Origin of the sequence: Citrobacter sp. C6_1 (genome assembly GCF_014596835.2) — a bacterium.
Lineage (GTDB): Bacteria > Pseudomonadota > Gammaproteobacteria > Enterobacterales > Enterobacteriaceae > Citrobacter > Citrobacter pasteurii.
Window position 1 is genome coordinate 2,786,966 of record NZ_CP115031.1, and the last position, 24,493, is coordinate 2,811,458.

The 24,493-nt window shown below is 51.9% G+C and carries 28 protein-coding genes; 19 read left to right on the forward strand and 9 right to left on the reverse strand.

Annotated features, from left to right (window positions below; translation table 11 throughout):
* From pduD to IB196_RS13710, 18 genes are all read left to right on the forward strand, one after another.
* Window positions 1-675 (forward strand): propanediol dehydratase medium subunit PduD, encoded by a 675-nt coding sequence (gene pduD, locus IB196_RS13625; RefSeq protein WP_188232496.1) that lies wholly within the window; start codon window positions 1-3, stop codon window positions 673-675.
* Between the two features lie 14 nt (window positions 676-689).
* Window positions 690-1,208, forward strand: coding sequence for a propanediol dehydratase small subunit PduE (gene pduE / locus IB196_RS13630; RefSeq protein WP_005128022.1), 519 nt, complete (start codon window positions 690-692; stop codon window positions 1,206-1,208).
* A 15-nt stretch (window positions 1,209-1,223) separates the two neighbouring features.
* On the forward strand, window positions 1,224-3,056 hold the full coding sequence (locus IB196_RS13635; protein ID WP_188232497.1) for a diol dehydratase reactivase subunit alpha: 1,833 nt from the start codon (window positions 1,224-1,226) through the stop codon (window positions 3,054-3,056).
* Window positions 3,046-3,396 carry a glycerol dehydratase reactivase beta/small subunit family protein gene (locus IB196_RS13640; RefSeq protein ID WP_005128024.1) on the forward strand — a complete coding sequence of 117 codons (351 nt, stop codon included), beginning with the start codon at window positions 3,046-3,048 and terminating at the stop codon, window positions 3,394-3,396. Before IB196_RS13635 ends, IB196_RS13640 begins: the two co-directional genes overlap by 11 nt.
* A 19-nt stretch (window positions 3,397-3,415) precedes the next feature.
* Window positions 3,416-3,691, forward strand: a complete 276-nt coding sequence (pduJ, locus tag IB196_RS13645; protein ID WP_001057752.1) for a propanediol utilization microcompartment protein PduJ — start codon at window positions 3,416-3,418, stop codon at window positions 3,689-3,691.
* Between the two features lie 24 nt (window positions 3,692-3,715).
* Window positions 3,716-4,186 (forward strand): BMC domain-containing protein, encoded by a 471-nt coding sequence (locus IB196_RS13650; protein ID WP_155020907.1) that lies wholly within the window; start codon window positions 3,716-3,718, stop codon window positions 4,184-4,186.
* The gene (locus tag IB196_RS13655) at window positions 4,186-4,818 is read left to right on the forward strand and encodes a phosphate propanoyltransferase (RefSeq protein ID WP_005128028.1); all 633 of its coding nucleotides are present in this window, start codon (window positions 4,186-4,188) and stop codon (window positions 4,816-4,818) included. Before IB196_RS13650 ends, IB196_RS13655 begins: the two co-directional genes overlap by 1 nt.
* Window positions 4,815-5,306 carry a microcompartment protein PduM gene (pduM, locus tag IB196_RS13660; RefSeq protein ID WP_005128030.1) on the forward strand — a complete coding sequence of 164 codons (492 nt, stop codon included), beginning with the start codon at window positions 4,815-4,817 and terminating at the stop codon, window positions 5,304-5,306. Before IB196_RS13655 ends, pduM begins: the two co-directional genes overlap by 4 nt.
* 3 nt (window positions 5,307-5,309) lie before the next feature.
* On the forward strand, window positions 5,310-5,585 hold the full coding sequence (locus tag IB196_RS13665; RefSeq protein WP_003030211.1) for a EutN/CcmL family microcompartment protein: 276 nt from the start codon (window positions 5,310-5,312) through the stop codon (window positions 5,583-5,585).
* A gap of 8 nt (window positions 5,586-5,593) precedes the next feature.
* On the forward strand, window positions 5,594-6,601 hold the full coding sequence (gene pduO / locus IB196_RS13670) for a two-domain cob(I)yrinic acid a,c-diamide adenosyltransferase PduO (RefSeq protein WP_188232498.1): 1,008 nt from the start codon (window positions 5,594-5,596) through the stop codon (window positions 6,599-6,601).
* Window positions 6,598-7,983, forward strand: coding sequence for a CoA-acylating propionaldehyde dehydrogenase PduP (gene pduP / locus IB196_RS13675; protein ID WP_005128033.1), 1,386 nt, complete (start codon window positions 6,598-6,600; stop codon window positions 7,981-7,983). The genes pduO and pduP overlap by 4 nt, the downstream gene beginning before the upstream one ends.
* 10 nt (window positions 7,984-7,993) lie before the next feature.
* Entirely contained in the window at window positions 7,994-9,106 is a 1,113-nt protein-coding gene (locus IB196_RS13680) for a 1-propanol dehydrogenase PduQ (protein WP_188232499.1), read from the forward strand.
* Window positions 9,103-10,458 carry a cobalamin reductase PduS gene (gene pduS, locus IB196_RS13685; RefSeq protein ID WP_005128035.1) on the forward strand — a complete coding sequence of 452 codons (1,356 nt, stop codon included), beginning with the start codon at window positions 9,103-9,105 and terminating at the stop codon, window positions 10,456-10,458. Before IB196_RS13680 ends, pduS begins: the two co-directional genes overlap by 4 nt.
* A gap of 2 nt (window positions 10,459-10,460) precedes the next feature.
* Window positions 10,461-11,015 (forward strand): propanediol utilization microcompartment protein PduT, encoded by a 555-nt coding sequence (pduT, locus tag IB196_RS13690; RefSeq protein WP_040231922.1) that lies wholly within the window; start codon window positions 10,461-10,463, stop codon window positions 11,013-11,015.
* On the forward strand, window positions 11,015-11,365 hold the full coding sequence (gene pduU / locus IB196_RS13695; RefSeq protein WP_005128038.1) for a propanediol utilization microcompartment protein PduU: 351 nt from the start codon (window positions 11,015-11,017) through the stop codon (window positions 11,363-11,365). The genes pduT and pduU overlap by 1 nt, the downstream gene beginning before the upstream one ends.
* A gap of 4 nt (window positions 11,366-11,369) precedes the next feature.
* Window positions 11,370-11,822 (forward strand): propanediol utilization protein PduV, encoded by a 453-nt coding sequence (pduV, locus tag IB196_RS13700; RefSeq protein ID WP_005128040.1) that lies wholly within the window; start codon window positions 11,370-11,372, stop codon window positions 11,820-11,822.
* Window positions 11,807-13,021: an acetate/propionate family kinase gene (locus tag IB196_RS13705; protein WP_188232500.1), complete on the forward strand. Its 1,215-nt coding sequence runs from the start codon at window positions 11,807-11,809 to the stop codon at window positions 13,019-13,021. Before pduV ends, IB196_RS13705 begins: the two co-directional genes overlap by 16 nt.
* A 92-nt stretch (window positions 13,022-13,113) precedes the next feature.
* On the forward strand, window positions 13,114-13,980 hold the full coding sequence (locus tag IB196_RS13710; RefSeq protein ID WP_188232501.1) for an L-threonine kinase: 867 nt from the start codon (window positions 13,114-13,116) through the stop codon (window positions 13,978-13,980).
* 39 nt (window positions 13,981-14,019) lie between these two features.
* On the opposite strand, the gene IB196_RS13715 is transcribed toward IB196_RS13710, so the two are convergent.
* The 7 genes from IB196_RS13715 to phsA all read right to left on the reverse strand — a co-directional run bounded on the left by IB196_RS13715 (window position 14,020) and on the right by phsA (window position 21,305).
* Window positions 14,020-14,355, reverse strand: a complete 336-nt coding sequence (locus IB196_RS13715) for a DUF496 family protein (protein ID WP_005128046.1) — start codon at window positions 14,353-14,355, stop codon at window positions 14,020-14,022.
* Window positions 14,356-14,593: 238 nt separating this feature from the next.
* Complete coding sequence (locus tag IB196_RS13720) at window positions 14,594-15,652, reverse strand: FUSC family protein (protein WP_040231920.1); 1,059 nt, start codon at window positions 15,650-15,652, stop codon at window positions 14,594-14,596.
* 107 nt (window positions 15,653-15,759) lie between these two features.
* Entirely contained in the window at window positions 15,760-16,227 is a 468-nt protein-coding gene (gene sbmC / locus IB196_RS13725) for a DNA gyrase inhibitor SbmC (protein ID WP_005128054.1), read from the reverse strand.
* Window positions 16,228-16,351: 124 nt separating this feature from the next.
* On the reverse strand, window positions 16,352-17,524 hold the full coding sequence (gene dacD / locus IB196_RS13730) for a serine-type D-Ala-D-Ala carboxypeptidase DacD (RefSeq protein WP_137378377.1): 1,173 nt from the start codon (window positions 17,522-17,524) through the stop codon (window positions 16,352-16,354).
* A gap of 150 nt (window positions 17,525-17,674) precedes the next feature.
* Window positions 17,675-18,442 carry a thiosulfate reductase cytochrome B subunit gene (phsC, locus tag IB196_RS13735; RefSeq protein WP_005128058.1) on the reverse strand — a complete coding sequence of 256 codons (768 nt, stop codon included), beginning with the start codon at window positions 18,440-18,442 and terminating at the stop codon, window positions 17,675-17,677.
* Window positions 18,439-19,017, reverse strand: a complete 579-nt coding sequence (gene phsB, locus IB196_RS13740) for a thiosulfate reductase electron transport protein PhsB (RefSeq protein ID WP_188232502.1) — start codon at window positions 19,015-19,017, stop codon at window positions 18,439-18,441. The genes phsC and phsB overlap by 4 nt, the downstream gene beginning before the upstream one ends.
* 14 nt (window positions 19,018-19,031) lie before the next feature.
* The gene (gene phsA, locus IB196_RS13745) at window positions 19,032-21,305 is read right to left on the reverse strand and encodes a thiosulfate reductase PhsA (protein ID WP_155020904.1); all 2,274 of its coding nucleotides are present in this window, start codon (window positions 21,303-21,305) and stop codon (window positions 19,032-19,034) included.
* Window positions 21,306-21,702: 397 nt separating this feature from the next.
* Between phsA and sbcB the strand changes: the two genes are divergently transcribed.
* On the forward strand, window positions 21,703-23,127 hold the full coding sequence (gene sbcB / locus IB196_RS13750) for an exodeoxyribonuclease I (protein ID WP_005128063.1): 1,425 nt from the start codon (window positions 21,703-21,705) through the stop codon (window positions 23,125-23,127).
* A 39-nt stretch (window positions 23,128-23,166) separates the two neighbouring features.
* Here the strand turns inward: sbcB and tsuB are convergent, their stop codons facing one another.
* Entirely contained in the window at window positions 23,167-23,394 is a 228-nt protein-coding gene (gene tsuB / locus IB196_RS13755; protein WP_005128065.1) for a thiosulfate utilization sulfurtransferase TsuB/YeeD, read from the reverse strand.
* A gap of 16 nt (window positions 23,395-23,410) precedes the next feature.
* Window positions 23,411-24,469, reverse strand: coding sequence for a thiosulfate utilization transporter TsuA/YeeE (tsuA, locus tag IB196_RS13760; RefSeq protein ID WP_188232503.1), 1,059 nt, complete (start codon window positions 24,467-24,469; stop codon window positions 23,411-23,413).
* Window positions 24,470-24,493: the final 24 nt, after the last annotated feature.

The window sequence follows — 24,493 nt, forward strand, 5'->3', positions numbered from 1 at the left end:
ATGGAAATCAATGAAAAGCTGCTGCGCCAGATAATTGAAGACGTACTGTCTGAAATGCAAACCAGCGACAAACCTGTCTCATTCCGCTCAACGACAGCGGCTAGCGCACCACAGGCTGCAGCGGTACAAGGCGACAGTTTTCTGGCCGAAATTGGCGAAGCCAAACAAGGTCAGCAGCAGGACGAAGTGATTATTGCCGTAGGGCCGGCGTTTGGGCTCTCACAAACCGTCAATATCGTCGGTATTCCGCACAAGAATATTTTGCGCGAAGTGATTGCCGGTATTGAAGAAGAAGGCATTAAAGCGCGCGTTATCCGCTGCTTTAAATCCTCTGATGTGGCGTTTGTTGCCGTGGAAGGTAATCGTCTGAGTGGTTCCGGGATCTCTATCGGCATCCAGTCAAAAGGCACCACGGTTATTCACCAGCAGGGATTACCGCCGCTTTCTAACCTGGAGCTGTTCCCTCAGGCACCGCTGCTGACGCTGGAAACCTACCGTCAGATTGGTAAGAACGCCGCGCGTTATGCCAAACGTGAATCTCCGCAACCGGTCCCGACGCTGAATGACCAGATGGCTCGTCCTAAGTACCAGGCGAAATCAGCCATTCTGCACATTAAAGAGACCAAATACGTCGTGACGGGCAAAAACCCGCAGGAACTGCGCGTGGCGCTTTGATAAAGGATAACTCCATGAATACCGACGCAATTGAATCGATGGTTCGGGATGTGTTGAGCCGGATGAACAGCCTGCAGGGAGAGTCCGCAACTCCGACCACGGCGAGTTCATCAGCACATACCGCGAAAGTCACGGACTACCCTCTCGCGAATAAACATCCTGAGTGGGTAAAAACCGCAACCAACAAAACCCTGGATGACTTCACGCTCGAAAACGTTCTGAGCAACAAAGTGACGGCGCAAGACATGCGCATCACCCCTGAAACGCTGCGCCTCCAGGCGGAAATCGCCAAAGACGCCGGACGTGACAGGCTGGCGATGAACTTCGAGCGCGCCGCTGAGCTAACCGCCGTACCTGACGACCGCATTCTTGAGATCTACAACGCGCTGCGCCCGTACCGCTCAACGAAAGACGAGCTGATGGCCATCGCCGACGATCTCGACAATCGTTATCAGGCAAAGATCTGCGCAGCTTTCGTTCGTGAAGCGGCAGCGCTGTACGTTGAGCGTAAAAAACTTAAAGGCGACGACTAACTCAGGGGCTGGATCATGCGATATATAGCTGGCATTGACATAGGCAACTCATCCACGGAAGTCGCACTGGCAACCCTGGATGAGACTGGCGCGCTAAGCATCACCGGCAGCGCGCTGGCGGAAACCACCGGGATTAAGGGCACATTGCGTAATGTGTTTGGCATTCAGGAGGCACTTGCGCTGGCGGCTAAAAACGCTGGAATCAATGTCAGCGATATTTCGCTTATCCGCATTAACGAAGCCACCCCGGTCATTGGCGACGTGGCGATGGAAACGATCACCGAAACCATCATCACTGAATCCACCATGATCGGCCATAACCCTAAAACGCCGGGCGGCGTCGGGTTAGGTGTGGGCATCACTATTACGCCGGAAGATCTGCTCAGTCGTCCGGCGGATACGCCCTATATTCTGGTAGTGTCATCAGCATTTGATTTCGCCGATGTCTCCACGATGATAAATGCCTCCGTCCGCGCCGGATACCAGTTAACTGGCGTTATTTTGCAGCAGGACGACGGCGTGTTGGTCAGCAATCGTCTGACTCATCCCCTGCCCATCGTCGATGAAGTGCTTCACATCGACCGCATCCCGTTGGGTATGCTGGCCGCCATTGAAGTCGCGGTTCCAGGAAAAGTCATTGAAACCCTTTCTAATCCCTACGGGATTGCAACCGTCTTTGGCCTCAATGCCGACGAGACTAAAAACATTGTCCCGATGGCGCGGGCGCTGATCGGCAACCGTTCTGCCGTGGTCGTAAAAACGCCGTCAGGTGATGTGAAAGCACGCGCCATTCCCGCTGGTAATCTGGAACTGCAGTCGCAGGGACGTACCGTGCGCGTCGACGTCGCGGCAGGTGCCGACGCGATTATGAAAGCGGTTGGTGAATGCCCGAAACTGGATAACGTCACCGGAGAGGCGGGAACCAATATTGGCGGCATGCTGGAGAACGTACGCCAGACAATGGCTGAATTAACCAACAAACCCAGTCATGAAATCTTTATTCAGGATCTGTTGGCAGTTGATACTTCAGTCCCAGTCAGCGTGACCGGGGGACTTGCCGGCGAGTTTTCGTTGGAACAGGCCGTTGGTATTGCTTCTATGGTGAAATCAGATCGTCTGCAAATGGCGATGATTGCCCAGGAAATCACGCAAAAGCTCAACGTTGATGTGCAGGTTGGTGGTGCTGAAGCCGAAGCCGCTATTCTGGGCGCCTTAACCACGCCGGGTACTACACGTCCACTGGCTATTCTGGATCTTGGGGCCGGATCGACTGACGCCTCTATCATTAATCCTAAGGGTGACATTATTGCCACACACCTGGCGGGCGCAGGCGATATGGTCACGATGATTATTGCCCGCGAACTGGGTCTGGATGACCGTTATCTGGCGGAAGAGATCAAGAAGTACCCGCTGGCGAAAGTGGAGAGTTTGTTCCACCTGCGCCACGAAGATGGCAGCGTCCAGTTCTTCCCAACGCCTCTCCCGCCGACCGTCTTCGCTCGCGTATGCGTGGTAAAACCTGATGAACTGGTGCCACTGCCCGGCGATCTGGCGCTGGAAAAAGTTCGTGCTATTCGTCGCAGCGCTAAAGAGCGTGTTTTTGTTACCAACGCGCTGAGAGCGTTGCGACAGGTTAGCCCGACCGGGAATATTCGCGATATTCCTTTTGTCGTGCTGGTTGGAGGTTCCTCGCTGGACTTCGAAGTTCCGCAGCTGGTTACTGATGCACTGGCTCATTATCGCCTGGTTGCGGGCCGCGGCAATATTCGGGGTACGGAAGGCCCGCGCAACGCGGTTGCGACAGGGTTGATTCTCTCCTGGTACAAGGCATTCGCTCATGGAAAGTAATCTCACCACGCCAGCCATTGTTATCTTCACCACTAATGACTGCGCAGGCGTCTGGAATGACGTGCTGCTGGGTATTGAGGAAGAAGGGATCCCCTTTTTGATTCAGGAGAGCCATTCAACTGACGTTATCCACAACGCATGGCTGGCTGCCTGCCAATCGCCATTGCTGGTTGGCATTGGCTGCAGTCGCGAAAAACTGGTCGTGCACTACAAAAACTTACCGACATCAGCGCCACTTTTTACGCTGACGTATCACCAAAATAGCCACGATCGCCGCAGCATTGGTAATAACGCTGCGCGGCTGGTTAAAGGCATCCCTTTCCGGGACTGCCACTCATAATCCACAGGAGAAAAGCAGTATGAATAACGCACTGGGACTGGTTGAAACAAAAGGGCTTGTCGGCGCTATTGAAGCCGCTGACGCCATGGTGAAATCCGCAAACGTGCAGTTGGTTGGGTACGAAAAAATTGGCTCAGGCCTGATCACCGTGATGGTCCGCGGGGATGTCGGCGCCGTAAAAGCAGCAGTAGATGCAGGAAGCGCAGCAGCGAGCGCTGTTGGAGAGGTGAAATCCTGTCACGTTATTCCACGTCCACACAGCGACGTTGAAGCCATTTTACCTAAATCCGCATAAACCGCCGCAAACAAGGAGCACAGCGTGAAGCAATCACTGGGATTACTTGAAGTTAGTGGTCTGGCATTAGCCATCAGTTGCGCGGACGTTATGGCGAAAGCCGCTTCCATCACGCTGGTGGGCCTCGAAAAAACCAACGGCTCAGGCTGGACGGTGATCAAAATCATCGGGGATGTGGCCTCCGTTCAGGCGGCTATATCCACCGGTGCTAATTTAGCAGAATTGCGAAATGGACTGGTTGCGCACAGGGTCATTTCCAGACCCGGAGAAGGCATTCTTTCCCACAGTGTGCCCGTGCAGCCTGAGCCAGCGCCAGAACCGATACCTGATGTATCGCAAGAGCAAGAAGAGATGGCTACAGAAATTGCATTACCTGAAGCCGCGCAACAGACAGAGTTGATTAGCTGCAATCTATGTCTTGACCCTGCCTGCCCTCGTCAAAAGGGCGAGCCGCGCACTCTTTGTCTGCATTCAGGTAAACGAGGTGAAGCGTAATGGATAAACAGCAACTGGAGACAACGGTCACTAAAGTCCTTGATGAAATGCGTGAACGCCCTATTCCTCTCGGGATTTCGAATCGCCACATCCACCTTTGCGCCGAGGACTACACTCGCCTGTTCCCTAATCAGCCGATTAGCGAGAAAAAGAGCCTGTTGCAGCCCGGCCAATATGCGGCAGAGCAGACTGTCACGTTAGTCGGACCAAAAGGTCAGTTAAATAATGTGCGCATACTCGGACCGCTGCGCAGCAAAAGCCAGGTCGAAATTTCTCGTACCGACGCCCGCACATTAGGCATCGCTGCGCCGCTGCGCATGTCCGGCAATATTCAGGGAACGCCTGGCATTCGTCTTATCAGCCCCTTTGCTGAACTGGAGTTACTCTCCGGGGTTATTGTTGCCCAACGACATATCCATATGTCACCGCTGGATGCGCTGATACTGCGTGTCTCTCATGGAGATAAAGTCTCCGTGGCAATCAATGGCGATGAACGCCGACTGATTTTCGATAATGTCGCCGTACGCGTTTCGCCGGATATGCGCCTTGAGATGCATATCGATACAGACGAAGCCAATGCCGCAGGCGCTGATAATCCGCAGGCATTTGCCACACTGGTGACCTCACGATGAACAACGAACTGCTGCAACGCATTATCGAGGAGGTTGTTTCCCGATTAAAAAAACGCGCGGAAAGCACGATCTCCCTTAGCGTCGCGCAGTTACGGGAAATCGATCCACGGACATTATGCTGCCAATACTCGTCGCTCCATCTCCTGCTGGCCGACCTGCCCTTCCTGGAGCAAATTGCCGAGGGCTGCCCAGCCAACATGTCGGTGGTAACGATCCACGAAGCGCTGGCATGCGGAGTCCGCGTGAAAATTTCGTTGCAACACCGGTTGTTACCCGCGATCCCCGTGAAAACACTCGCACGTCTGCCGCTGGAGTTCTGTGACGAACTGGGGCGAATCATCGTGCTGCATCCTGAAACGCTTCTCAGCTACGCCGACGTCGCCCAATTGAAGGGTGGCGTACTGGTGCTACGCCGTCGATGTGTCGTGACGGCTCTGGCTCAGGAAGCTGTCGCTACGCGAAATGTCCAATTAATTAAGCAGGAGTGAGCTATGCATTTGGCCCGAGTTACAGGCGTTGTGGTTTCCACGCAAAAATCCCCATCACTGGTGGGAAAAAAATTGTTGCTGGTACGTCGGGTGAGTGCTGACGGAGAGCTTCCCGCGTCCCCTGTGAGTGGAGATGAAGTCGCCGTTGATTCTGTCGGCGCTGGAACTGGGGAACTGGTGTTACTCAGCAGCGGCTCCAGCGCCAGACACGTTTTTTCCGGCCCTAATGAGGCTATCGACCTGGCTATCGTCGGCATTGTCGACACACTTTCTCGTTAGGAGGAACTATGGCGATTTATACCCGCACTGGCGATGCCGGTACAACGGCCCTCTTTACCGGACAACGCGTGAGCAAAACGCATCCGCGCGTCGAGGCTTACGGTACGCTGGACGAACTTAACGCCGCGCTCAGCCTGTGCGTTTGCGCAGCGAAAAACCCGCAGCACCGCCAGTTGCTTGAAAATATTCAACTGCAGCTTTTCTGGTTCAGCGCCGAACTGGCCAGCGAAAGCGAACAGCCAACGCCAGAACAACGCTATATCAGCTCAGAAGAAATTGCGGCGCTGGAAGCCACCATCGATACCGCGATGGGGAGAGTACCGCCCCTACGCAGCTTTATTTTACCTGGCCGCAGTGAGGCCGCCAGCCGTCTGCACTTTGCCCGCACACTGGCTCGCCGCGCAGAGCGGCGACTGGTCGAACTCTCCACTGAGATCTCCGTCAGACATGTATTGATGCGTTACATCAATCGCCTGTCCGACTGCTTATATGCGCTTGCTCGAGCAGAAGATCATGACGCCCATCAAAGCGATATTATTCAGAAAGTGACGGAGCGCTATCTCGCAGCCATCCGTACATCCCCCCCCCAGGAGCCGACTATGTCACTGTCTTTTCAGGAGCTCCACCAACTGACTCGCACTGCAGTGACGAGAGCAGAAGAACTTCAGGTTCCGGTCGTCATTTGCATTGTTGATGCGAACGGAACTCAAATGGTGACCTGGCGCATGCCTGATGCATTGCTGGTCAGTAGCGAACTGGCACCGAAAAAAGCCTGGACCGCCGTGGCGATGAAAACCGCCACGCACGAGCTGACATCAGCGGTGCAACCAGGGGCCGCGCTTTACGGTCTGGAAAGCCATATGCAGGGAAAAATCGTCACCTTCGGTGGCGGGTACGCATTATGGCGAGAGGGTTTAATCCTTGGGGGTCTTGGCATCAGCGGGGGAAGCGTTGAGCAGGATATGGATATTGCAGAAACGGCCATTGCGGCGATTAACGTGAGAACACATCAATGAATACTTCAGAACTTGAAACGCTTATTCGTAACATTTTGAGTGAACAACTCGCCCCGGCAAAAGCAGAAGTTAAGGGTAATGGAATTTTTCCTTCCGTTGACGAAGCAATTGATGCCGCGCATCAGGCTTTTCTGCGTTATCAGCAATGTCCATTGAAAACCCGCAGCGCCATCATCAATGCCCTGCGAGAAGAACTGACGCCTCACCTCGCTTCACTGGCCGCCGAGAGCGCTGCCGAAACGGGAATGGGCAACAAAGAGGATAAATTCCTCAAAAATAAAGCCGCGCTGGACAACACCCCGGGAATCGAAGATCTCACCACCACGGCACTAACCGGCGACGGCGGCATGGTGTTGTTTGAGTACTCTCCATTTGGGGTGATTGGCTCCGTTGCGCCAAGTACAAACCCCACGGAAACCATTATTAACAACAGCATCAGTATGCTTGCTGCGGGAAACAGCGTTTATTTTAGCCCTCATCCGGGTGCTAAAGCGGTCTCACTGAAGCTAATTGCCATGATTGAAGATATTGCTTTTCGCTGCTGTGGGATTCGCAATCTTGTCGTCACGGTCACAGAACCCACTTTTGAGGCTACCCAGCAGATGATGGCACACCCTAAAATCGCAGTTCTGGCGATTACCGGTGGCCCAGGCATTGTTGCTATGGGCATGAAAAGCGGGAAAAAAGTCATTGGCGCAGGCGCAGGCAATCCGCCCTGCATTGTTGATGAAACAGCCGACCTTGTTAAAGCGGCGGAAGATATCATCAACGGCGCATCCTTTGATTACAACCTCCCCTGCATTGCCGAGAAGAGCCTGATTGTTGTTGATGCCGTTGCCGAACGCCTGGTTCAACAAATGCAGTCATTTGGCGCGTTACTTCTGCACAACGAAGACATCAACAAACTGCGCGCCGCCTGTCTGCCTGAAGGCATAGCCAATAAAAAACTGGTTGGAAAGAGTCCAGCAGCCCTGCTTGAAGCTGCGGACATACCGGTTCCGGCAAAAACACCTCGCCTGTTGATTGGCATCGTCAATGATGACGATCCATGGGTCACCAGCGAACAGTTGATGCCAATGCTGCCCATCGTGAGCGTAAAGGATTTTGACAGTGCACTGGCGTTGGCACTGAAAGTTGAAGAGGGACTGCATCACACTGCCATCATGCATTCACAAAACGTGTCACGTCTGAATCTTGCTGCCCGCACCCTTCAGACCTCTATCTTTGTGAAAAATGGCCCCTCTTACGCCGGTATTGGTGTCGGCGGTGAAGGCTTTACCACCTTTACTATTGCTACTCCAACCGGTGAAGGCACAACGTCAGCGCGAACTTTCGCACGCTCTCGTCGTTGCGTGCTCACCAACGGTTTTTCTATTCGCTAATGAGGCCGTTATGAATAGCTTTTCACTGCAAACACGATTGTTCAGCGGCCAGGGAAGTCTGGATGTGCTTAAGCGTTTCTCCAATAAGCATATCTGGATTATCTGCGATGGTTTTCTCGCACGTTCTCCGTTGATTGAAAAGCTGCGAAATACGCTGCCCGCGGATAATCGCATCAGCATTTTCAGTGATATCACACCCGACCCAACCATTGGTACGGTAGTTCAGGGGATTGCACAAATGCAGTCCCTGCAACCGGATGTCGTGATTGGCTTTGGTGGTGGTTCCGCACTTGACGCCGCCAAAGCTATCGTCTGGTTCAGCCGTCAGTTTGGTATTGAAATTGAAACCTGTGTCGCAATCCCTACCACCAGCGGCACGGGATCGGAGGTGACCAGCGCCTGCGTGATCAGCGATCCGGAGAAAGGTATTAAATATCCACTATTTAATAACGCCCTTTACCCTGACATGGCCATTCTTGATCCTATGCTGGTTGTCAGCGTCCCTCCGGCCATTACTGCAAATACCGGTCTGGATGTCCTGACGCATGCGCTGGAAGCCTATGTATCGACAAAAGCCAGTGACTTCACGGATGCTCTGGCGGAAAAAGCCGCGCAAATTGTCTTCCAGTACCTACCTGTTGCGGTTAGCAAAGGCAATTGCCTGGCAACTCGAGGGAAAATGCACAATGCCTCCACGTTGGCAGGGATGGCATTTAGCCAGGCGGGGCTGGGTATCAATCACGCTATTGCCCACCAGCTCGGTGGTCAGTTTCACTTACCCCATGGACTGGCTAACGCACTGTTACTCACTCGTGTCATTCAGTTTAATGCACGCGACCCGCGGGCAGCAAAGCGCTATGCCCGTTTCGCGAAAGCCTGCCATTTATGCCCGGATAGCGCGAATGATACGGCGGCACTCAATGCGCTCATTCATCATATTGAACAACTCAAAAAACAGTGCGCATTACCGACATTCATTGATGCACTGAAAGACGAGAAGCATACCTGGTCGCAACGTATACCGTCGATGGTTCAGGCCGCGCTGGCTGATGTCACGTTGCAAACCAATCCCCGCGTAGCCGATGCCAGTGCCATTCAGGAACTGCTTGAGGAATTATTATGAATACAGCCATGACGGCAGAACATGTTCTTTATGACGCACAAACGATACGCGATCGCGTGCGTGCAGCAGGCGTGGTTGGGGCCGGTGGTGCGGGATTTCCTGCACACGTTAAACTCCAGGCGCAGGTTGATACGTTTCTGGTGAACGCCGCAGAATGCGAGCCAATGCTGAAAGTCGATCAACAATTAATGGCGGTGCAGGCGGCAAGGCTAGTACGTGGCGTTCAGTATGCCATGACAGCAACAGGAGCCAATGCAGGCATTATTGCCCTCAAAGAAAAGTATCAGAAGGCCATCAATGCGTTAACACCGCTTTTACCCGCCAACATCAGGTTACATATTTTACCCGATGTGTATCCGGCTGGTGACGAGGTACTGACCATCTGGATGGCAACGGGACGGCGGGTTCCTCCAGCCGCGCTGCCCGTTAGCGTAGGAGTGGTGGTCAATAACGTCCAGACCGTGCTCAATATCGCCAGAGCGGTTGAACAGCAGTACTCCGTTACCCGTCGCACTCTGACCGTCAACGGTGCGGTCGCCAGACCGTTAACACTGAGTGTTCCTATCGGTATGTCTTTACGCGAAGTCCTGGCACTGGCGGGTGGCGCCACCGTTGACGATCCGGGTTTTATCAACGGCGGTCCGATGATGGGTGGCCTGATAACTTCGCTGGATACCCCTGTGAGCAAGACCACCGGGGGGCTACTGGTATTGCCCAAATCCCATGCGCTGATTCAACGACGAATGCAGGACGAACGCACCGTGCTTTCGGTTGCAAAAACCGTTTGCGAGCAATGTCGTCTGTGCACTGATTTATGTCCAAGACATTTAATCGGCCATGAACTATCACCACATCTGCTGGTTCGCGCAGTGAACTACCAACAGGCGGCCACACCGCAGCTGCTGCTCACTGCCCTGACCTGTTCAGAATGCAATGTCTGTGAAAGTGTGGCTTGTCCGGTAGGCATTTCGCCGATGCGAATCAACCGCATGCTTAAACGCGAGCTACGGGCGCTCAACCATCGTTATGAAGGGCCGCTAAATCCTGAGGATGAAATGGCCAGGTACCGTTTGATTCCGGTTAAACGGCTCATCACCAAACTTGGCCTCAGCGACTGGTACCACGACGCGCCACTGGCTGAGACTGATTATCCCACAGATAAAACGACGCTGTTGCTACGTCAGCATATTGGTGCCAGCGCCATTCCATGTGTACAGCAAGGCGAACGCGTTGTTCGCGGTCAATGCGTCGCCGATGTGCCGTCCGGTGCATTAGGCGCACCTGTACACGCCAGTATTGACGGTATTGTCAGCGAAATTACTGAACAATCCATCACAGTAATAAGAGGTTAATCATGTCTCAGGCGATAGGGATTTTAGAACTCACCAGCATTGCCAAAGGAATGGAAGCTGGTGATGCCATGTTAAAAAGCGCGAATGTGAATTTGCTGGTCAGCAAAACCATCTGCCCTGGAAAGTTTTTACTGATGCTCGGGGGTGACGTAGGAGCAGTACAGCAGGCCATTGCAACAGGGACGTCTCTTGCAGGCGATATGCTCGTCGACAGTCTGGTGCTCCCAAACATTCATGCCAGCGTTCTCCCGGCAATTAGCGGTCTTAACAGTGTGGATAAGCATCAGGCCGTCGGGATTGTTGAAACCTGGAGCGTAGCGGCTTGTATCTGTGCCGCCGATCGTGCAGTCAAAGCGTCCAATGTCACGCTGGTACGGGTGCATATGGCATTCGGTATTGGTGGTAAATGCTACATGGTTGTCGCGGGAGATGTTTCCGATGTCAATAACGCCGTGACCGTCGCCAGCGAAAGCGCCGGGGAAAAAGGTCTGCTGGTTTATCGCTCCGTCATACCACGCCCGCATGAAAGCATGTGGCGGCAAATAGTGGAGGGATAATGGACAGACAACCGCCGACAGATCGCATGATCCAGGAATACGTACCCGGCAAGCAGGTCACGCTGGCGCACCTTATTGCTAATCCAGGTAAGGATTTATTCAAAAAGCTGGGGTTGCAGGATTCAATCTCGGCCATTGGTATTTTAACCATTACGCCCAGTGAAGCCTCGATTATCGCCTGTGATATCGCCACGAAATCCGGGGCGGTAGAGATTGGTTTTCTCGATCGTTTTACTGGTGCAGTCGTACTGACGGGCGATGTTTCAGCCGTTGAGTACGCGCTGAAACAGGTAACCAGAACGCTTGGCGAAATGATGCGTTTTACTGCATGCCCTATTACCCGGACGTAACCACATGAAACGCATCATGCTAATTGGCCCCAGCCAGTGCGGTAAAACATCACTCACACAATGTTTGCGTGGAGAAGCACTTCATTACCAGAAAACTCAGGCGATTGTCTGGTCGCCAACGACAATAGACACGCCAGGTGAATATCTTGAGAACCGCTGCCTGTACAGTGCGTTGCTGGCCAGCGCCTGTGAAGCCGACATTATCGCTCTGGTACTGAATGCTGACGCCCCATGGTCACCTTTTTCTCCCGGTTTTACTGGCCCAATGAACAGACCTGTTATCGGCCTCGTCACCAAAGCCGATTTAGCTAACCCTCAGAGAATTTCACTCGTAGAAAGCTGGTTGGTGCAGGCAGGAGCGCAGAACGTGTTTATCACCAGCGCGCTGGAGAATACCGGGGTCGATGAGATGTTCATTTTTCTGAATGCAAAGGAACCGTCATGTCTCACAAAATAATGGCCATAAACGCAGGTAGCTCTTCTCTTAAGTTTCAGTTGCTGGCGATGCCGCAGGGTGAAATGATCTGCCAGGGGCTGATTGAACGTATCGGGATGTCTGACGCGCAGGTCACGCTTAAAACACCCGTGCAGAAATGGCAGGAGACGTTACCCGTTGCCGATCACCGTGAAGCAGTAACTCTGTTACTGGAAAAACTGCTTAGCCTGAACATCATCAAAAATCTGGAAGAGATCGATGGCGTCGGTCATCGCGTCGCACATGGTGGTGAGTCCTTTAAAGACTCAGCCCTCGTCAACGATGAAACACTGGCCGAAATAGAGCGCCTTGCAGAACTGGCACCACTGCATAACCCGGTTAATGCGCTGGGGATCGCTGTTTTTCGTCAGCTATTACCCGAAGCTCCTGCCGTCGCAGTTTTTGACACTGCTTTTCATCAGACGCTGGCTGAGCCTTCTTTTATTTATCCGCTGCCCTGGCGCTATTACTCAGAGCTGGGAATTCGGCGTTATGGTTTTCATGGTACCAGCCACAAATACGTCAGTACCGCTTTGGCTGAAAAGCTGGGCATCCCGCTCAGCGCACTGCGCGTCGTATGTTGTCATCTTGGTAATGGCAGCAGCATCTGTGCCATCAAGGGCGGAAAATCGGTGAATACCTCGATGGGCTTTACACCTCAGTCTGGCGTGATGATGGGTACGCGCAGCGGAGATATTGACCCGTCAATTTTGCCGTGGATTGCCCTGCGCGAAGGCAAAACACCGCAGCAACTTAACCAACTCCTCAACAATGAATCGGGATTACTTGGGGTTTCCGGTATCTCATCAGACTATCGTGACGTTGAACGCGCCGCAGACGAAGGCGACTCACAGGCTGCACTCGCACTTACGCTGTTTGCAGAGCGAATTCGTGCCACAATAGGCAGTTATATTATGCAGATGGGCGGTCTGGATGCTTTGGTATTTACGGGTGGAATTGGTGAAAACTCAGCCCGAGCACGCGCTGCGATTTGCCACAATCTGAATTTCTTAGGCCTGGCCGTTGATGATGAAAAAAATCAGCGCAACGCAACCTTCATTCAAACTGAAACTGCGCTGGTCAAAGTGGCCGTTATAAATACCAATGAAGAGTTGATGATCGCGCAGGATGTTATGCGTATAGCGATATCAGAAACTGTGACATTGGACATTCCTGCTTAATCCTGCTGCACCGCAAATTGCGGCAAATCATGGTAATAGCGCGATCGCCATGACACTATGCGCCGAGGATTGCTGATCACAAAGGTGAAGACGTGGCTGTTGCGCAATGTCCTGCATCGTGCGGGGAACTTATCCAGGGCTGGATTCTGGGCAGTGAGAAGCTGGTCTCCTGCCCGGTTGAATGGTATAGCACCGTCGAGGTCAGTTCAGGATCACCACAAGTGGATGAACGCCCACTCTCGCGAGCGATGGTTAACCGGTTATTGCAGCACTGGCACTACCCGGCGCATATCAGTCAGGATATTCGAATAGATATCCAGTCAACGATTCCCATTGCGAAAGGAATGGCCAGCAGCACCGCAGATATTGCCGCCACCGCGCTTGCCACCGCTCATTTTCTGGGTCATCAGCTTGATGAACCTACACTGGCGCAGCTTTGCGTATCTCTTGAACCTACCGACAGCACCCTTTTCCGTCAGTTAACCCTTTTCGATCATAACGACGCTTCTACGCAAATTCCTTGTGAAGCGCAGCCCCAGCTTGACCTGTTGGTTCTGGAAAGTCCGGAAACATTACGTACCGCAGATTATCACCGCATTCCGCGCCAGCCCGGGTTACAGGCCGGTGCTCCCGCGCTTAAACGCGCATGGGAAAAAGTACAGGAAGCCTGTATTAGCCAAAATCCCTATCGGATGGGGGAGGCCGCCACACTTAGCGCAATCGCCAGCCAAATGTTGTTGCCAAAACCAGATTTCGATTCGCTATTGGCGCTGGTAGAAGAATGTGATTTATACGGGGTGAACGTTGCGCACAGCGGCAGCGTGGTGGGTCTGATGCTGGACAGAAAACGTCATGATGTTGATTACATCAAATGGATGCTGGCACAGAAAAAACTGACAACTCACTGGCCTGAGCAGCATTTACTGCGGATGGTAACAGGCGGGGTAAAACTACAGTAGGGGCCGCCGCTTAGCAGCGCCCCCTACTGCCATAAAACGTTACTCTGCTTTCGCTTCGCCGTTTTTCACTTCACCCATGGCTTTCAGCTTTTTAGAGATATCACGACGCTCTTTAGAGATCTCTGCATTCTTGATGATGTAATCATCTACACGATCTTCATAGTCGCTTTTCATGCTGGCGATGATACCCTGGATAGCATCAACGCTCATCCCCGGCTTGATGTAGTCGCTCAGGTTGTCCAGCAGCAGGACGCGTTTCTGGTTGTCACGGATCTTTTTCTCAACGTCCTGGATTTCACGTTGCAGTTTGTTTTTACGACGGAACAGACGAACAAATTCCAGCACGTCCTGGAAAGAAGGCTTGGTAGTTTCCATTTTTACACCCCTGATAATGTGAGATTCGGATTCGTTAAAACAACGGCTAAAGTGGGTCAACATTACTTTCATGCCCGCCATACTTCAAGTTGCATCTGCATTGATAATGCATGGCTGAAACCTGAATTATCGGGGGTAAAGCCATTGTAGTTACCAATGGTTTTAGCCTTTTTCAGTATCATACCCTTAATCTTTGCTGAATCGAAGCAGCAGTAAAACCAATCCCCTCATCTGCTCTTTATTTGCGCAGCGCGCGACAAATTAAATGTGAGAGCAATTCCAGTTGCCGTGCCATCTCCATATTCAACCAGACATAGCCATGAATAGGTGTTTCAGCAACATTATCGCCTTTATGCTCAGCGATGAGTTGGCGCAACTCTGCCACGGTATCATTGAGTTTTTCGGTATTGGCAAGCACCGGCTGCGGATTACCTTCGTATAGCGCATGAGTGATCGTCAGTAGCGCTTGTTGCGTTCTGAGCTGAGTTTCACGCAAGGTATGCGCGTTCAGCATCACAAAGTGACTGGTACGCGTCGCCCACAGCGCGTTGATTTGCAGCTCAAGCATGCACACCAGGTTGCGGTTAACCGTCTGAATAGCTTCAAAGATTGATTTTTGGATGTGGGTCTCTTTACTGGCAGGAACGATGAGTCCACGCATTTTGACAACGTCACTCAGTAGTTGTTGTAAATGCTTCTCCAGTCGGGGCTGTTCGAGCAAGTTAGGTGACAACGCAGCCTGATACACCCGGTTATAACCCGTGACACAATGCGCCAGTTGAATACGCCAGTGAATAAATGCCCGCTGCGGCCAGATGCCGGTAAACAGCATCGCCAGTAACGATCCCAGAATCACGTCGCCACCGCGCCACAACGCTGTATTCATGTCACCCGCGGGAGCCCCGACGACGACGGCAAGCGTTATACCAATCAGCAACGCCTGATAGGGTTTTTTACCTAAGGCCAGCCAGCCGCAGAGAAACATCGCTACTGCGCACCATATCAGCATAAGCGGAAGTGACAGGAGTTCGAGACGCAGAGCAACCAGCCCAAGTACTGAGCCCAGAATCGTCCCGCCGATGCGTTCAAGCGCTCTTGGGACGACATTACCCCAGAATGAAATAGGCCCCATAATCACCACCAGCGTGATCAGAGGCCACGTACCTTCAGGAATATCCAGCAGGCGAACCAACAGAAAAGTAAGAAGAAACGCCAGCGCAATGCGAATACCGTGCACTACGCGATAATGACGATACAAACGAATTTCAAAAGGACTCAGCGACTTATCGGCACGCACTCATCCACTCCGTCAGGGAATAGCAAAGAACAGAATTGTACCTGCTTTTTTAGTGAAAACATCATCGTTATCACCAGGACTTTTATCCTGATTTACACAAAAAACAGCTACTTCGGCTGTACTGGAACATACATTTCGATGTCCCAGTAACCGTCTTCCATGCCATTATTCATATAAATCTCAAAACAGGGTTTGGCTGCTATCTGGTATGTTGCGTCCTGCAACAGAAGATTAAAAAACTGATACCATGGCGTCGCAAAGTCATGATTTTCAACACGAGCAACAGCAATAGCATACTCACCACCGGCCAGTTCAGTCAGTATCACACCTTCGCTGTTCTCTGGGATCTCGAAATTCTCTGCGACGGAAACCACAGTATCGCAGCGCAGTTTGTCAGCAGGCACAACATCCGGGTTGTCGTAATAAACGGCGATCCATTCCAGCGGCACTATCTGCTTGTCATCCACCCACATGACTAACTGCTCAAAACCCTGCTTTACCGTTTGCTCCCACGGTCCAACCATATGAAAACCGGCAATCCTGCGTTTATCGACTTGCTTTATCTCGTACTCCATATAACCTCCGTCATTACACTGTATTTATATACAGTGTAATTATTGTGTATTACGGCCACAAGGAAATAGTGATTATTATGTGAGCAGTTTCGCACTCTTGCCAGTCAGTAGCATGGGTGAAAAATTACACCTTATGGTGGAAGTAATCGCTCAGACGCGAAAATACGCTGCCTTTACTCACTGATTCCAGGGTGACCAGTGGCCAATGCGCCACCAGCTTATCCCTGTCATAGAGTTCAATTTCCCCCACGCGTTGATGCGCGGCAATAGGCGCTACCAATTCTTTCTTATCAAGAACATATTTTGCTTTGATATTCTGGACTTCAGCCTTAGGTAGCGCCATCCAGAAATCCTGCTCGGTACCGAGGCTAATTTTTTCTTTATCGCCATACCAGATTCGTTCGACGCCGACTTGCTTACCGCTACGCAAAACCTGCACCGTATCAAAATTTTGTTGCCCCCACTGCAGCAGTTTGCGTGCCTGATCCTCGCGCCCTTTCGCGCTCTCGGCTCCCATGACCACGGCAATCAAGCGACGTTGTCCATCAACTGCGGAGGCGATCAGGTTAAATCCTGCCCCGGATGTGTGCCCGGTCTTCAGGCCATCAATGTTCATCGTTTTATCCCACAGCAGTCCGTTACGGTTTTGCTGCGTGATACCGTTCCAGGTAAGACTCTTCTCACTGTACATGTGGTAGAACTCAGGTTCCCCGTGAATAATCGCCCGGGACAAGACGGCCAGATCGTAGGCCGAGCTATGCTGACCCGGTGCGTCCAGCCCATGCACCGTTTCGAAATGTGTATCTTTAAGCTTCAGCTTCTCAACGTAACTGTTCATCATCGCGACAAACTGTGGCTGTCCACCCGCGATGTAATCAGCCAGCGCGACGCATGCGTCATTGCCGGAATCGACAATTAAGCCGCGACTTAAATCACGTACTGACACGCGATCGCCTTCTTTCAGGAACATTAATGATGAGCCTACAAACACCGGATTATCTTTCGCCCATGCGTCACGTCCGACTGTGACGATATCCGTTGGGCTAATGCGGTGGCTATCAATCGCGCGATCGACAACATAGCCGGTCATTAACTTGGTCAGGCTGGCGGGGTTGCGTTGCTGGTGTTCATTTCCGGCGGTCAGGATTTGGCCCGTGGTGTAATCCATAAGCACCCACGCGCCAGCATTGATGGCGGGAGGCCGAGGTGCAAAACTGGCGACATCAGTCGCATAAGCGGACGAAAAACTTATCGCGAATAGCGAAGCGGCAATAAACAAACGGCGTTTCAACAGCATGTCCTCATAACCAGGAGAAATAGCCGTTCTTTTTACGGAAGTTCTGCCGAACAAACAGGGATAAATTGCAAGAAAATGTGACATAAGGCACATTTTCTTGCTGTTAAAGAAGAAAGTCAGACGGACTTCTCCTGCAAAAAACGCGCAGGATTAGCCTTTATGTGATGCTGTTTCTGCATGATGGCTGCGATGACGGTGATAGCCGTCAATCATGCTGCGAAAGATTTGCCCCGGTGTGTCACCCAATGTGCACAGGTAAATATGTGCACAAATGAACAGAATGCCAACAATCGCCAACACCATATGCAGCACCAGCACCACCGGCCCGGCGCCTATAATCTGCGGGTAAAGACAGAGCAACCCGGTAATGATTAACAGCGGAACCAACGCATACATGATGGCCAGATAGGCTAACTGTTGCAGGGGGTTAAATTTATTCTCCGCTGTTGCCGCAAACGGATGTGCCTCACCTTTCATTATCCCATACAGATAAAAACGCGTTTGCAGCAGGCAACGCGTTATCAACCCGCTAAATTGCACACGATAGTGACTACCGTTGCCGCTGGTGGCATTGATCATGACGAAGCCAATCCAGAAAGCCAGTAATGCGAATCCACACCAGGTGTGCACCTGCACCATTAGCGCTACCGGTCCGATAGAAAAATGGCCGAACAAACCGCTGAGCAGAAGCAGGATAAAAAGCAGCGCATTTCCCCAGTGCCAACGGCGGACAGCCAATGAGTAGAGATAGTCACGGTGCTCTTCTCCGGCTGCCGTTTTGGGTGCCAGCATTCGACGCAGCAGCGCATGCATCACCAGACCGGCAATCATTAACAGAATGACTACGCCTGCATAAATGAGCCACAGCGGCCAGTAGTCTGGCGCATAGTTAAGCTCTGCTCCCCAGATAGAATTCATACTTTTCCCTCCTGATGAATCTCTTTACGCCGGAAAATACTTACCGCACCGCTACGCGTATCCTGCTGACGGTAAACCTCTTTTTGAAGAATCCAGTGCTGAATTTCAGGGTCATCACGGCGACCAAACTTCAGCGCATCCGTAGGGCATACGGAAACACAGGCAGGCGATTGTCCAGCGTCCAGACGGGTGTCTGCGCAAAAGTTACATTTATCTGCAATTCCTGTTTGTGGATTCAGGTAGCGCACATGGAACGGACAGGCGGCAACGCAATAATCACAGCCAATACAGCGGGACTTGTCCACCTGCACAATGCCGTTTTCGTCCCGAAACGAAGCGCCAGTCGGACAGACGCTGACACAAGGCGCATCTTCGCAGTGCTGGCAGGAGACGCGGACAAACTGGAAGTGAGACAGCACCTCAGGTTCGTTTTCCGGTGAGCAGATCTGCACCTGCAGCCGGCTAAAACCTTCTGGCACGTCATTCAGAACTTTGCAGGCAACTGTGCACGCCTGACAACCAATACAGCGTTTCTCGTCATGCAGCATGACATACGGATTTGTTGGCTGATTCATGATGTTCTCCTTTCTCATGCCCGACGAAGCGTAACGCCAGCGGTGTGAACCACCGTGCCGGAAACCGGACTGGTCACATGCGGAAGCAAGTTGCCACAGTGGATCCCATGCGTTGTCGCCGCGGTTTTCGCGCCAGCCTTGGCGCCGAATCCCATATAGACAAACAGCGTATCGGGTCGAATACCGGCAGTGACCAGCGCTTTGCCTTTCTCCTTACCCGTCGCATTTTCAAGCCAGATGTCATCACCGCTTTTAATCCCTTTTTCTCCAGCCGTTTTCGGGTGGATCCACACCGCGTTATCCCACATCAGCTCGCTGAGTAATGGAACATATTGCGTCGCGCCATTGGTGTGAACCGCGACTTTGCCTTGAATGAAATAGAGTTCATTATCGGCCTTGAGCGCAAAATTGCGTGCACGCGGAATACCATAGCCCGGCAGGAGAGTTTCCAGTTCTTCGGAATAAAGTTCGATCTTTCCGGATGGGGATTTGAAGCGGAGTTGTTCGCCATACGTACCATCATTGTCAACGGCCACTGCTCCCGGATACTGCGCAGTAAACTGGCGTACCGATTCAGGCTCACGGAGTAACAGTGGAACGCCCCACTCCCGATACCCTTTCTGGCGCAGTTCAGCAGATAACGCATGGTCACCATTGAGCTGATATAGCTGGCGTACTTGCATATCTTGCCACGGATAGTACTGTCCAAGACCCAGTTGCTCGCCCAGCTCTTTCCAGATTTGCCAGCTTGGCCGCGCATCACCAATAGGCTCAACGACCTGCTGGCGCAGCGCATAGGCCGGATTCAGCCCCGACATATCAGAGACTTCTTCATCGCGTTCAAGGTAGGTGCATTCAGGTAACAGGTAATCGGCATAGGCCGCGCTTTCGCTTAAATAGACATCGCAGCTCACCACCAGATCCAACTGCTCAACGGTTTTGACCAGATCCGGCCGACAGGTCACAGTTTGAAAAGGGTTATGCCGGGACATAATCCATCCTTTCACCGGATAAGGCGTCTGGTTTAACACAGCATCGATAATGCTCTGCACCACCCCACCGCCCGCAGCGATGTATTTGAATTGCGGCGCGACCAGGTCAATACGCTGCGCCGTTGGCTTAGGGAGTTTGGCATCCGGTTTCGCCAGCACCGGAGCCACCTTCTCTCCTGCCAGCTTATTGTAGGTTGCAGCGGCTTTTTTCTGGTACATGCCGCCTTCGCGCTCAATATTTCCCAGCAGCACGTTGAGGGTGAAAATCATGCGCCGCATGTCGATCTCTTCCTGCGAAAAAGTCGCACGGTGACCAGGGCTGACAATCGCATGGGGGGCGCAGGCCGCCATTTCTCGAGTTACCCGGGTAATGACATCCGCAGGCACGTCGGCCAACTTTTGTGCCCATCCCGGCGTGGCCTCTTGTACCGCCTCTGCCAGTTGGTCAAAACCTGTTGTGTAGCGTTCAACGAACTCCGCGTCATACAATTTTTCAGTAATCATGACGTGGCACATCGCCATCAGCACCGGTAAGTCTCCCCCCGGTTTAATCGCATGCCATTCATCCGCCTTGCTGGAAAATACCGACAACCGGGGGTCGAAGCTGACCATCTTCGCGCCCTTCTCTTGTGCGGTCATCAATTCATGCGTATCGGCAACCTCAATCCCTTCATACAGGTTATGTCCAAAAGAGACCATATAGCGGGTATTGGCGATATCCATTGCTAAATCCCCACCCATCATCACTTTGGCGGCAATGGCTTTACCTGCTGGACAAGTTGAAGCGTGCGTAAAGGTATTTGGTGAGCCAAAAGCCGTCGCCAAATGAAATAAATGGCCGGAAAGCGAACCGGATTTAGAGGAGAAGACAACGCCCTGCGGCCCATATTGATTTTTTATTGCCGTCATCTTTTCGGCAATTTCTTTATACGCCTGTTGCCAGCTAATGACCTGCCATTCGCCACTGCCACGCGGCCCGGTGCGTTTCATTGGTTTAACAATCCGGTGCGGGTCGTTTACCAGGCTAACACCGCTGCCCCCACGAGCACAAACGCGCGTGCCTTGCTGAGGGGCATTAGGGTTTCCCTGGATAAAAACTGTTTTATTATTAATCACCTGAGCCTGAATTGGACAGCGAAAGGAACACATTTCACACAGACTCGGCGTCAGGGATGTTTTCCCTTTAATACTTTCTGGCGAATTTCGCGCCAGTGCGCCAGGTGGGAAACTGCCTATCGCACAGGCCGAGCAGCCAATACCTACACCCCGCAAAAAATTACGCCGACTAATGCTCATATAACCTCCTGTTATTAGATATATCCAATGATTATATGGCCTTTAAATTATTAATTTTTAACCTCACTCACATTTCATTACAATGAAACTCCGTTAACCGGCAAGAATAAAACTTATTGTTTATAAAAGAATTTTAAAGTTTCCAGAACGCACTGACAAACGTAAAAATAACAATAATAGTTATCAGTTAACTTATTTATAAGCTTACACGTCAACATGACCTTATTTCATGAAATATCTTTAAAACCCCAAACCTATTAATTCGTTTTATTTTAATCATGTTTACCGCAATTTTATTGCGGCCACCGCCGAGCATTGATAATCCCGTTGCTGATTACCGCGCTATTTTTTGGTATTCTTAGATAAGCGCTAAATTGATCCCGGACATAACTGAACAATGAATGACGGCAAGCAGCAACCTGGTTTTCTCTTCCACGATTACGAGACCTTTGGTACCCATCCGGCACTGGACAGACCCGCACAGTTTGCGGCCATCCGCACAGATAGCGATTTCAATATCATTGGCGATCCCGAAGTCTTTTACTGCAAGCCCGCCGACGACTATCTGCCACAACCAGAAGCGGTACTGATAACCGGTATTACGCCGCAAGAAGCACGTGATAAGGGTGAGAATGAAGCCGCTTTTGCTGCCCGCATCCATGCGCTGTTTACCGTGCCGAAAACGTGTATCCTCGGCTATAACAATGTGCGCTTCGATGATGAAGTGACACGTAATATCCTGTATCGCAATTTTTATGATCCCTACGCCTGGAGCTGGCAGAACGACAATTCTCGCTGGGATTTGCTGGATGTGATGCGCGCCTGCTATGCGCTACGACCGGAAGGGATCAACTGGCCAGAAAACGACGACGGTCTACCCAGCTTCCGCCTTGAGCATCTGACTCGCGCCAACGGCATTGAGCATGCTAATGCCCACGACGCGATGGCAGACGTGTATGCCACCATTGCCATGGCGCAACTCGTAAAGTCACGTCAGCCGCGTCTGTTTGACTATCTCTACAGTCACCGCAATAAACACAAGCTGGCTGCGTTGATTGATGTCCCGCAAATGAAGCCCTTAGTGCATGTATCTGGGATGTTCGGTGCATGGCGAGGTAACACCAGTTGGGTTGCCCCGCTCGCCTGGCATCCGGATAATCGTAATGCGGTTATTATGGTCGACTTAGCCGGTGATATTTCTCCCTTGCTTGAACTGGATAGCGATACCCTGCGCGCACGTCTTTACACCGCCAAAGCCGATCTGGGAGATAACGCCGCGGTGCCGGTTAAACTGGTGCATATCAACAAATGTCCGGTTCTGGCACAGGCTAATACGCTACGTCCGGAAGATGCCGATCGTCTCGGAATTAACCGCCAGCATTGCCTGGATAATCTTAAAGTCCTGCGTGAAAACCCGCAGGTACGCGATAAAGTGGTGGCTATTTTTGCCGAAGCAGAACCCTTTGCGCCATCGGATAACGTAGATGCGCAGTTATACAACGGTTTTTTCAGCGATGCCGACCGCGCCGCAATGAAGATCGTTCTGGAAACCGAACCTCGCAATTTACCCGCACTGGACATCACTTTTGTCGACAAGCGCATTGAAAAACTGTTGTTTAATTATCGCGCGCGCAATTTCCCCGGGACACTGGATGAGGGAGAGCAGCAACGCTGGCTGGATCATCGTCGTCAGGTATTCACACCGGAGTTTTTGCAAAATTACGCGAATGAATTGCAGATATTGAGTCAGCAATACGCTGACAACAAAGAGAAGCTGATGCTACTGAAATCACTCTGGCAGTATGCGCAAGAGATAGTCTGAAGATGAAATGCCCTCCGCCAGACGGCGGAGGGATCCTCTTTACGCTTTCTGCACCGTAATGCTCCAGGCGGCGTCACCCACCTGTTGATAATCAGTAATCACGTGCCCCTCTTCGGCGGCCCATTGCGGGATTGCCTCAGTGGCCTGGGTACAGTCAAACTCGATCACCAACTCATCACCACTTGCCATTTCTGCCAGTGCCGCTTTTGCTTCAATCAGTGGAAACGGACAAACCTGCGTGACCACATCCAGTTTTTTAGTTGCCATCATCCAATCCTTACGCTTAATTTGCCGCAGCAGCGGTTAGTTTTGCCTTACGCTGCGGTCTGATATACACAATCCATGACGCGGTCCAGACGCCGAAAATCATAAAGACCAGGCCAACCCATCCCTGCCAGGTCATCATCGCCGTCATAACCAGACCGTTGCCAATCGAACAACCACCCGCGATGCTGGCACCAAAGCCCATTAACAGACCGCCAAAAGCGCTACGCAGCGTGGTGGGTGCGTCGGCTGCGCGCACGCGAAATTCGCGACTGGCTTTCGCTGCAATAAATGAACCGAGAAAAATGCCCAGCACCAGGAACACTCCCCAGTTAATAAACTTACTGTCGCCTGCGACAAGAAATTGCAAAATATTGGCGGTTGGTGACGTGATACCCAGGCCAAACATTCGTCCGGTTGCTTCACTCAACGGCCATGCCAACAGCGCAATCAGCCCAATCAGAACCGCAGTAACAAATGGATGCCAGCGTTTCTCAAACAGAATATGCGCAAGGCCGGTACGACGAGGCGGTAGTGTAGTGACTTTCAATTTTGGTTTTCTCAGCTCTTTCGCCACCACCCATACTGTAACCGCCAGCAGAATAGCGATCAGTGGCCATACGGACAGGTTCAACGTGTCTGCAATGGAATTATGCTCAGTACTGTAGTTTTTCAGCGCCTGATTCAGCCCGCTCGCATGCGTAGAGCGCATCACCGCACTCATCACCATGTAGGTAAACAACGCAATCCAGCTACCAATAAGCCCTTCTCCTGCACGGTACCAGGTTCCGGTAGCACACCCGCCCGCATAAACAATTCCGATGCCAAAGACATAACCACCAACAACAGTTCCCAGCCATGGGAAGGTGCCGGCATCATAGCTGAGTACACCCGCCTGGATCAGCGCAAAGACACCCACGCTTTGCACAGAGATGGCTATCAGTAGCGCATAAAACATACGATTGTTTTTCGCAATATACATATCGCGAAAACCGCCCGTCAGACAAAATCGTCCACGTTGCATGACAAAGCCAAGCAGCGCGCCACAGATGAGCCCGCTTAAGATCATTGAAAACATAAATTAATTAGCCAGAAGTATATT

Excerpts from the sequence above, each read along its gene's own strand:
- IB196_RS13705 (WP_188232500.1), top strand. The coding sequence starts at position 11,807 with ATGTCTCACAAAATAATGGCCATAAACGCAGGTAGCTCTTCTCTTAAG.
- pduO (WP_188232498.1), top strand. The coding sequence starts at position 5,594 with ATGGCGATTTATACCCGCACTGGCGATGCCGGTACAACGGCCCTCTTT.
- phsA (WP_155020904.1), bottom strand. The coding sequence starts at position 21,305 with ATGAGCATTAGTCGGCGTAATTTTTTGCGGGGTGTAGGTATTGGCTGC.
- sbmC (WP_005128054.1), bottom strand. The coding sequence starts at position 16,227 with ATGGAGTACGAGATAAAGCAAGTCGATAAACGCAGGATTGCCGGTTTT.
- sbcB (WP_005128063.1), top strand. The coding sequence starts at position 21,703 with ATGAATGACGGCAAGCAGCAACCTGGTTTTCTCTTCCACGATTACGAG.
- pduP (WP_005128033.1), top strand. The coding sequence starts at position 6,598 with ATGAATACTTCAGAACTTGAAACGCTTATTCGTAACATTTTGAGTGAA.
- pduU (WP_005128038.1), top strand. The coding sequence starts at position 11,015 with ATGGACAGACAACCGCCGACAGATCGCATGATCCAGGAATACGTACCC.
- dacD (WP_137378377.1), bottom strand. The coding sequence starts at position 17,524 with ATGCTGTTGAAACGCCGTTTGTTTATTGCCGCTTCGCTATTCGCGATA.
- IB196_RS13635 (WP_188232497.1), top strand. The coding sequence starts at position 1,224 with ATGCGATATATAGCTGGCATTGACATAGGCAACTCATCCACGGAAGTC.
- IB196_RS13715 (WP_005128046.1), bottom strand. The coding sequence starts at position 14,355 with ATGGAAACTACCAAGCCTTCTTTCCAGGACGTGCTGGAATTTGTTCGT.
- pduT (WP_040231922.1), top strand. The coding sequence starts at position 10,461 with ATGTCTCAGGCGATAGGGATTTTAGAACTCACCAGCATTGCCAAAGGA.
- IB196_RS13655 (WP_005128028.1), top strand. The coding sequence starts at position 4,186 with ATGGATAAACAGCAACTGGAGACAACGGTCACTAAAGTCCTTGATGAA.
- tsuA (WP_188232503.1), bottom strand. The coding sequence starts at position 24,469 with ATGTTTTCAATGATCTTAAGCGGGCTCATCTGTGGCGCGCTGCTTGGC.
- pduJ (WP_001057752.1), top strand. The coding sequence starts at position 3,416 with ATGAATAACGCACTGGGACTGGTTGAAACAAAAGGGCTTGTCGGCGCT.
- IB196_RS13640 (WP_005128024.1), top strand. The coding sequence starts at position 3,046 with ATGGAAAGTAATCTCACCACGCCAGCCATTGTTATCTTCACCACTAAT.
- pduS (WP_005128035.1), top strand. The coding sequence starts at position 9,103 with ATGAATACAGCCATGACGGCAGAACATGTTCTTTATGACGCACAAACG.
- pduV (WP_005128040.1), top strand. The coding sequence starts at position 11,370 with ATGAAACGCATCATGCTAATTGGCCCCAGCCAGTGCGGTAAAACATCA.
- IB196_RS13680 (WP_188232499.1), top strand. The coding sequence starts at position 7,994 with ATGAATAGCTTTTCACTGCAAACACGATTGTTCAGCGGCCAGGGAAGT.
- phsB (WP_188232502.1), bottom strand. The coding sequence starts at position 19,017 with ATGAATCAGCCAACAAATCCGTATGTCATGCTGCATGACGAGAAACGC.
- pduE (WP_005128022.1), top strand. The coding sequence starts at position 690 with ATGAATACCGACGCAATTGAATCGATGGTTCGGGATGTGTTGAGCCGG.
- pduM (WP_005128030.1), top strand. The coding sequence starts at position 4,815 with ATGAACAACGAACTGCTGCAACGCATTATCGAGGAGGTTGTTTCCCGA.
- phsC (WP_005128058.1), bottom strand. The coding sequence starts at position 18,442 with ATGAATTCTATCTGGGGAGCAGAGCTTAACTATGCGCCAGACTACTGG.
- pduD (WP_188232496.1), top strand. The coding sequence starts at position 1 with ATGGAAATCAATGAAAAGCTGCTGCGCCAGATAATTGAAGACGTACTG.
- tsuB (WP_005128065.1), bottom strand. The coding sequence starts at position 23,394 with ATGGCAACTAAAAAACTGGATGTGGTCACGCAGGTTTGTCCGTTTCCA.
- IB196_RS13665 (WP_003030211.1), top strand. The coding sequence starts at position 5,310 with ATGCATTTGGCCCGAGTTACAGGCGTTGTGGTTTCCACGCAAAAATCC.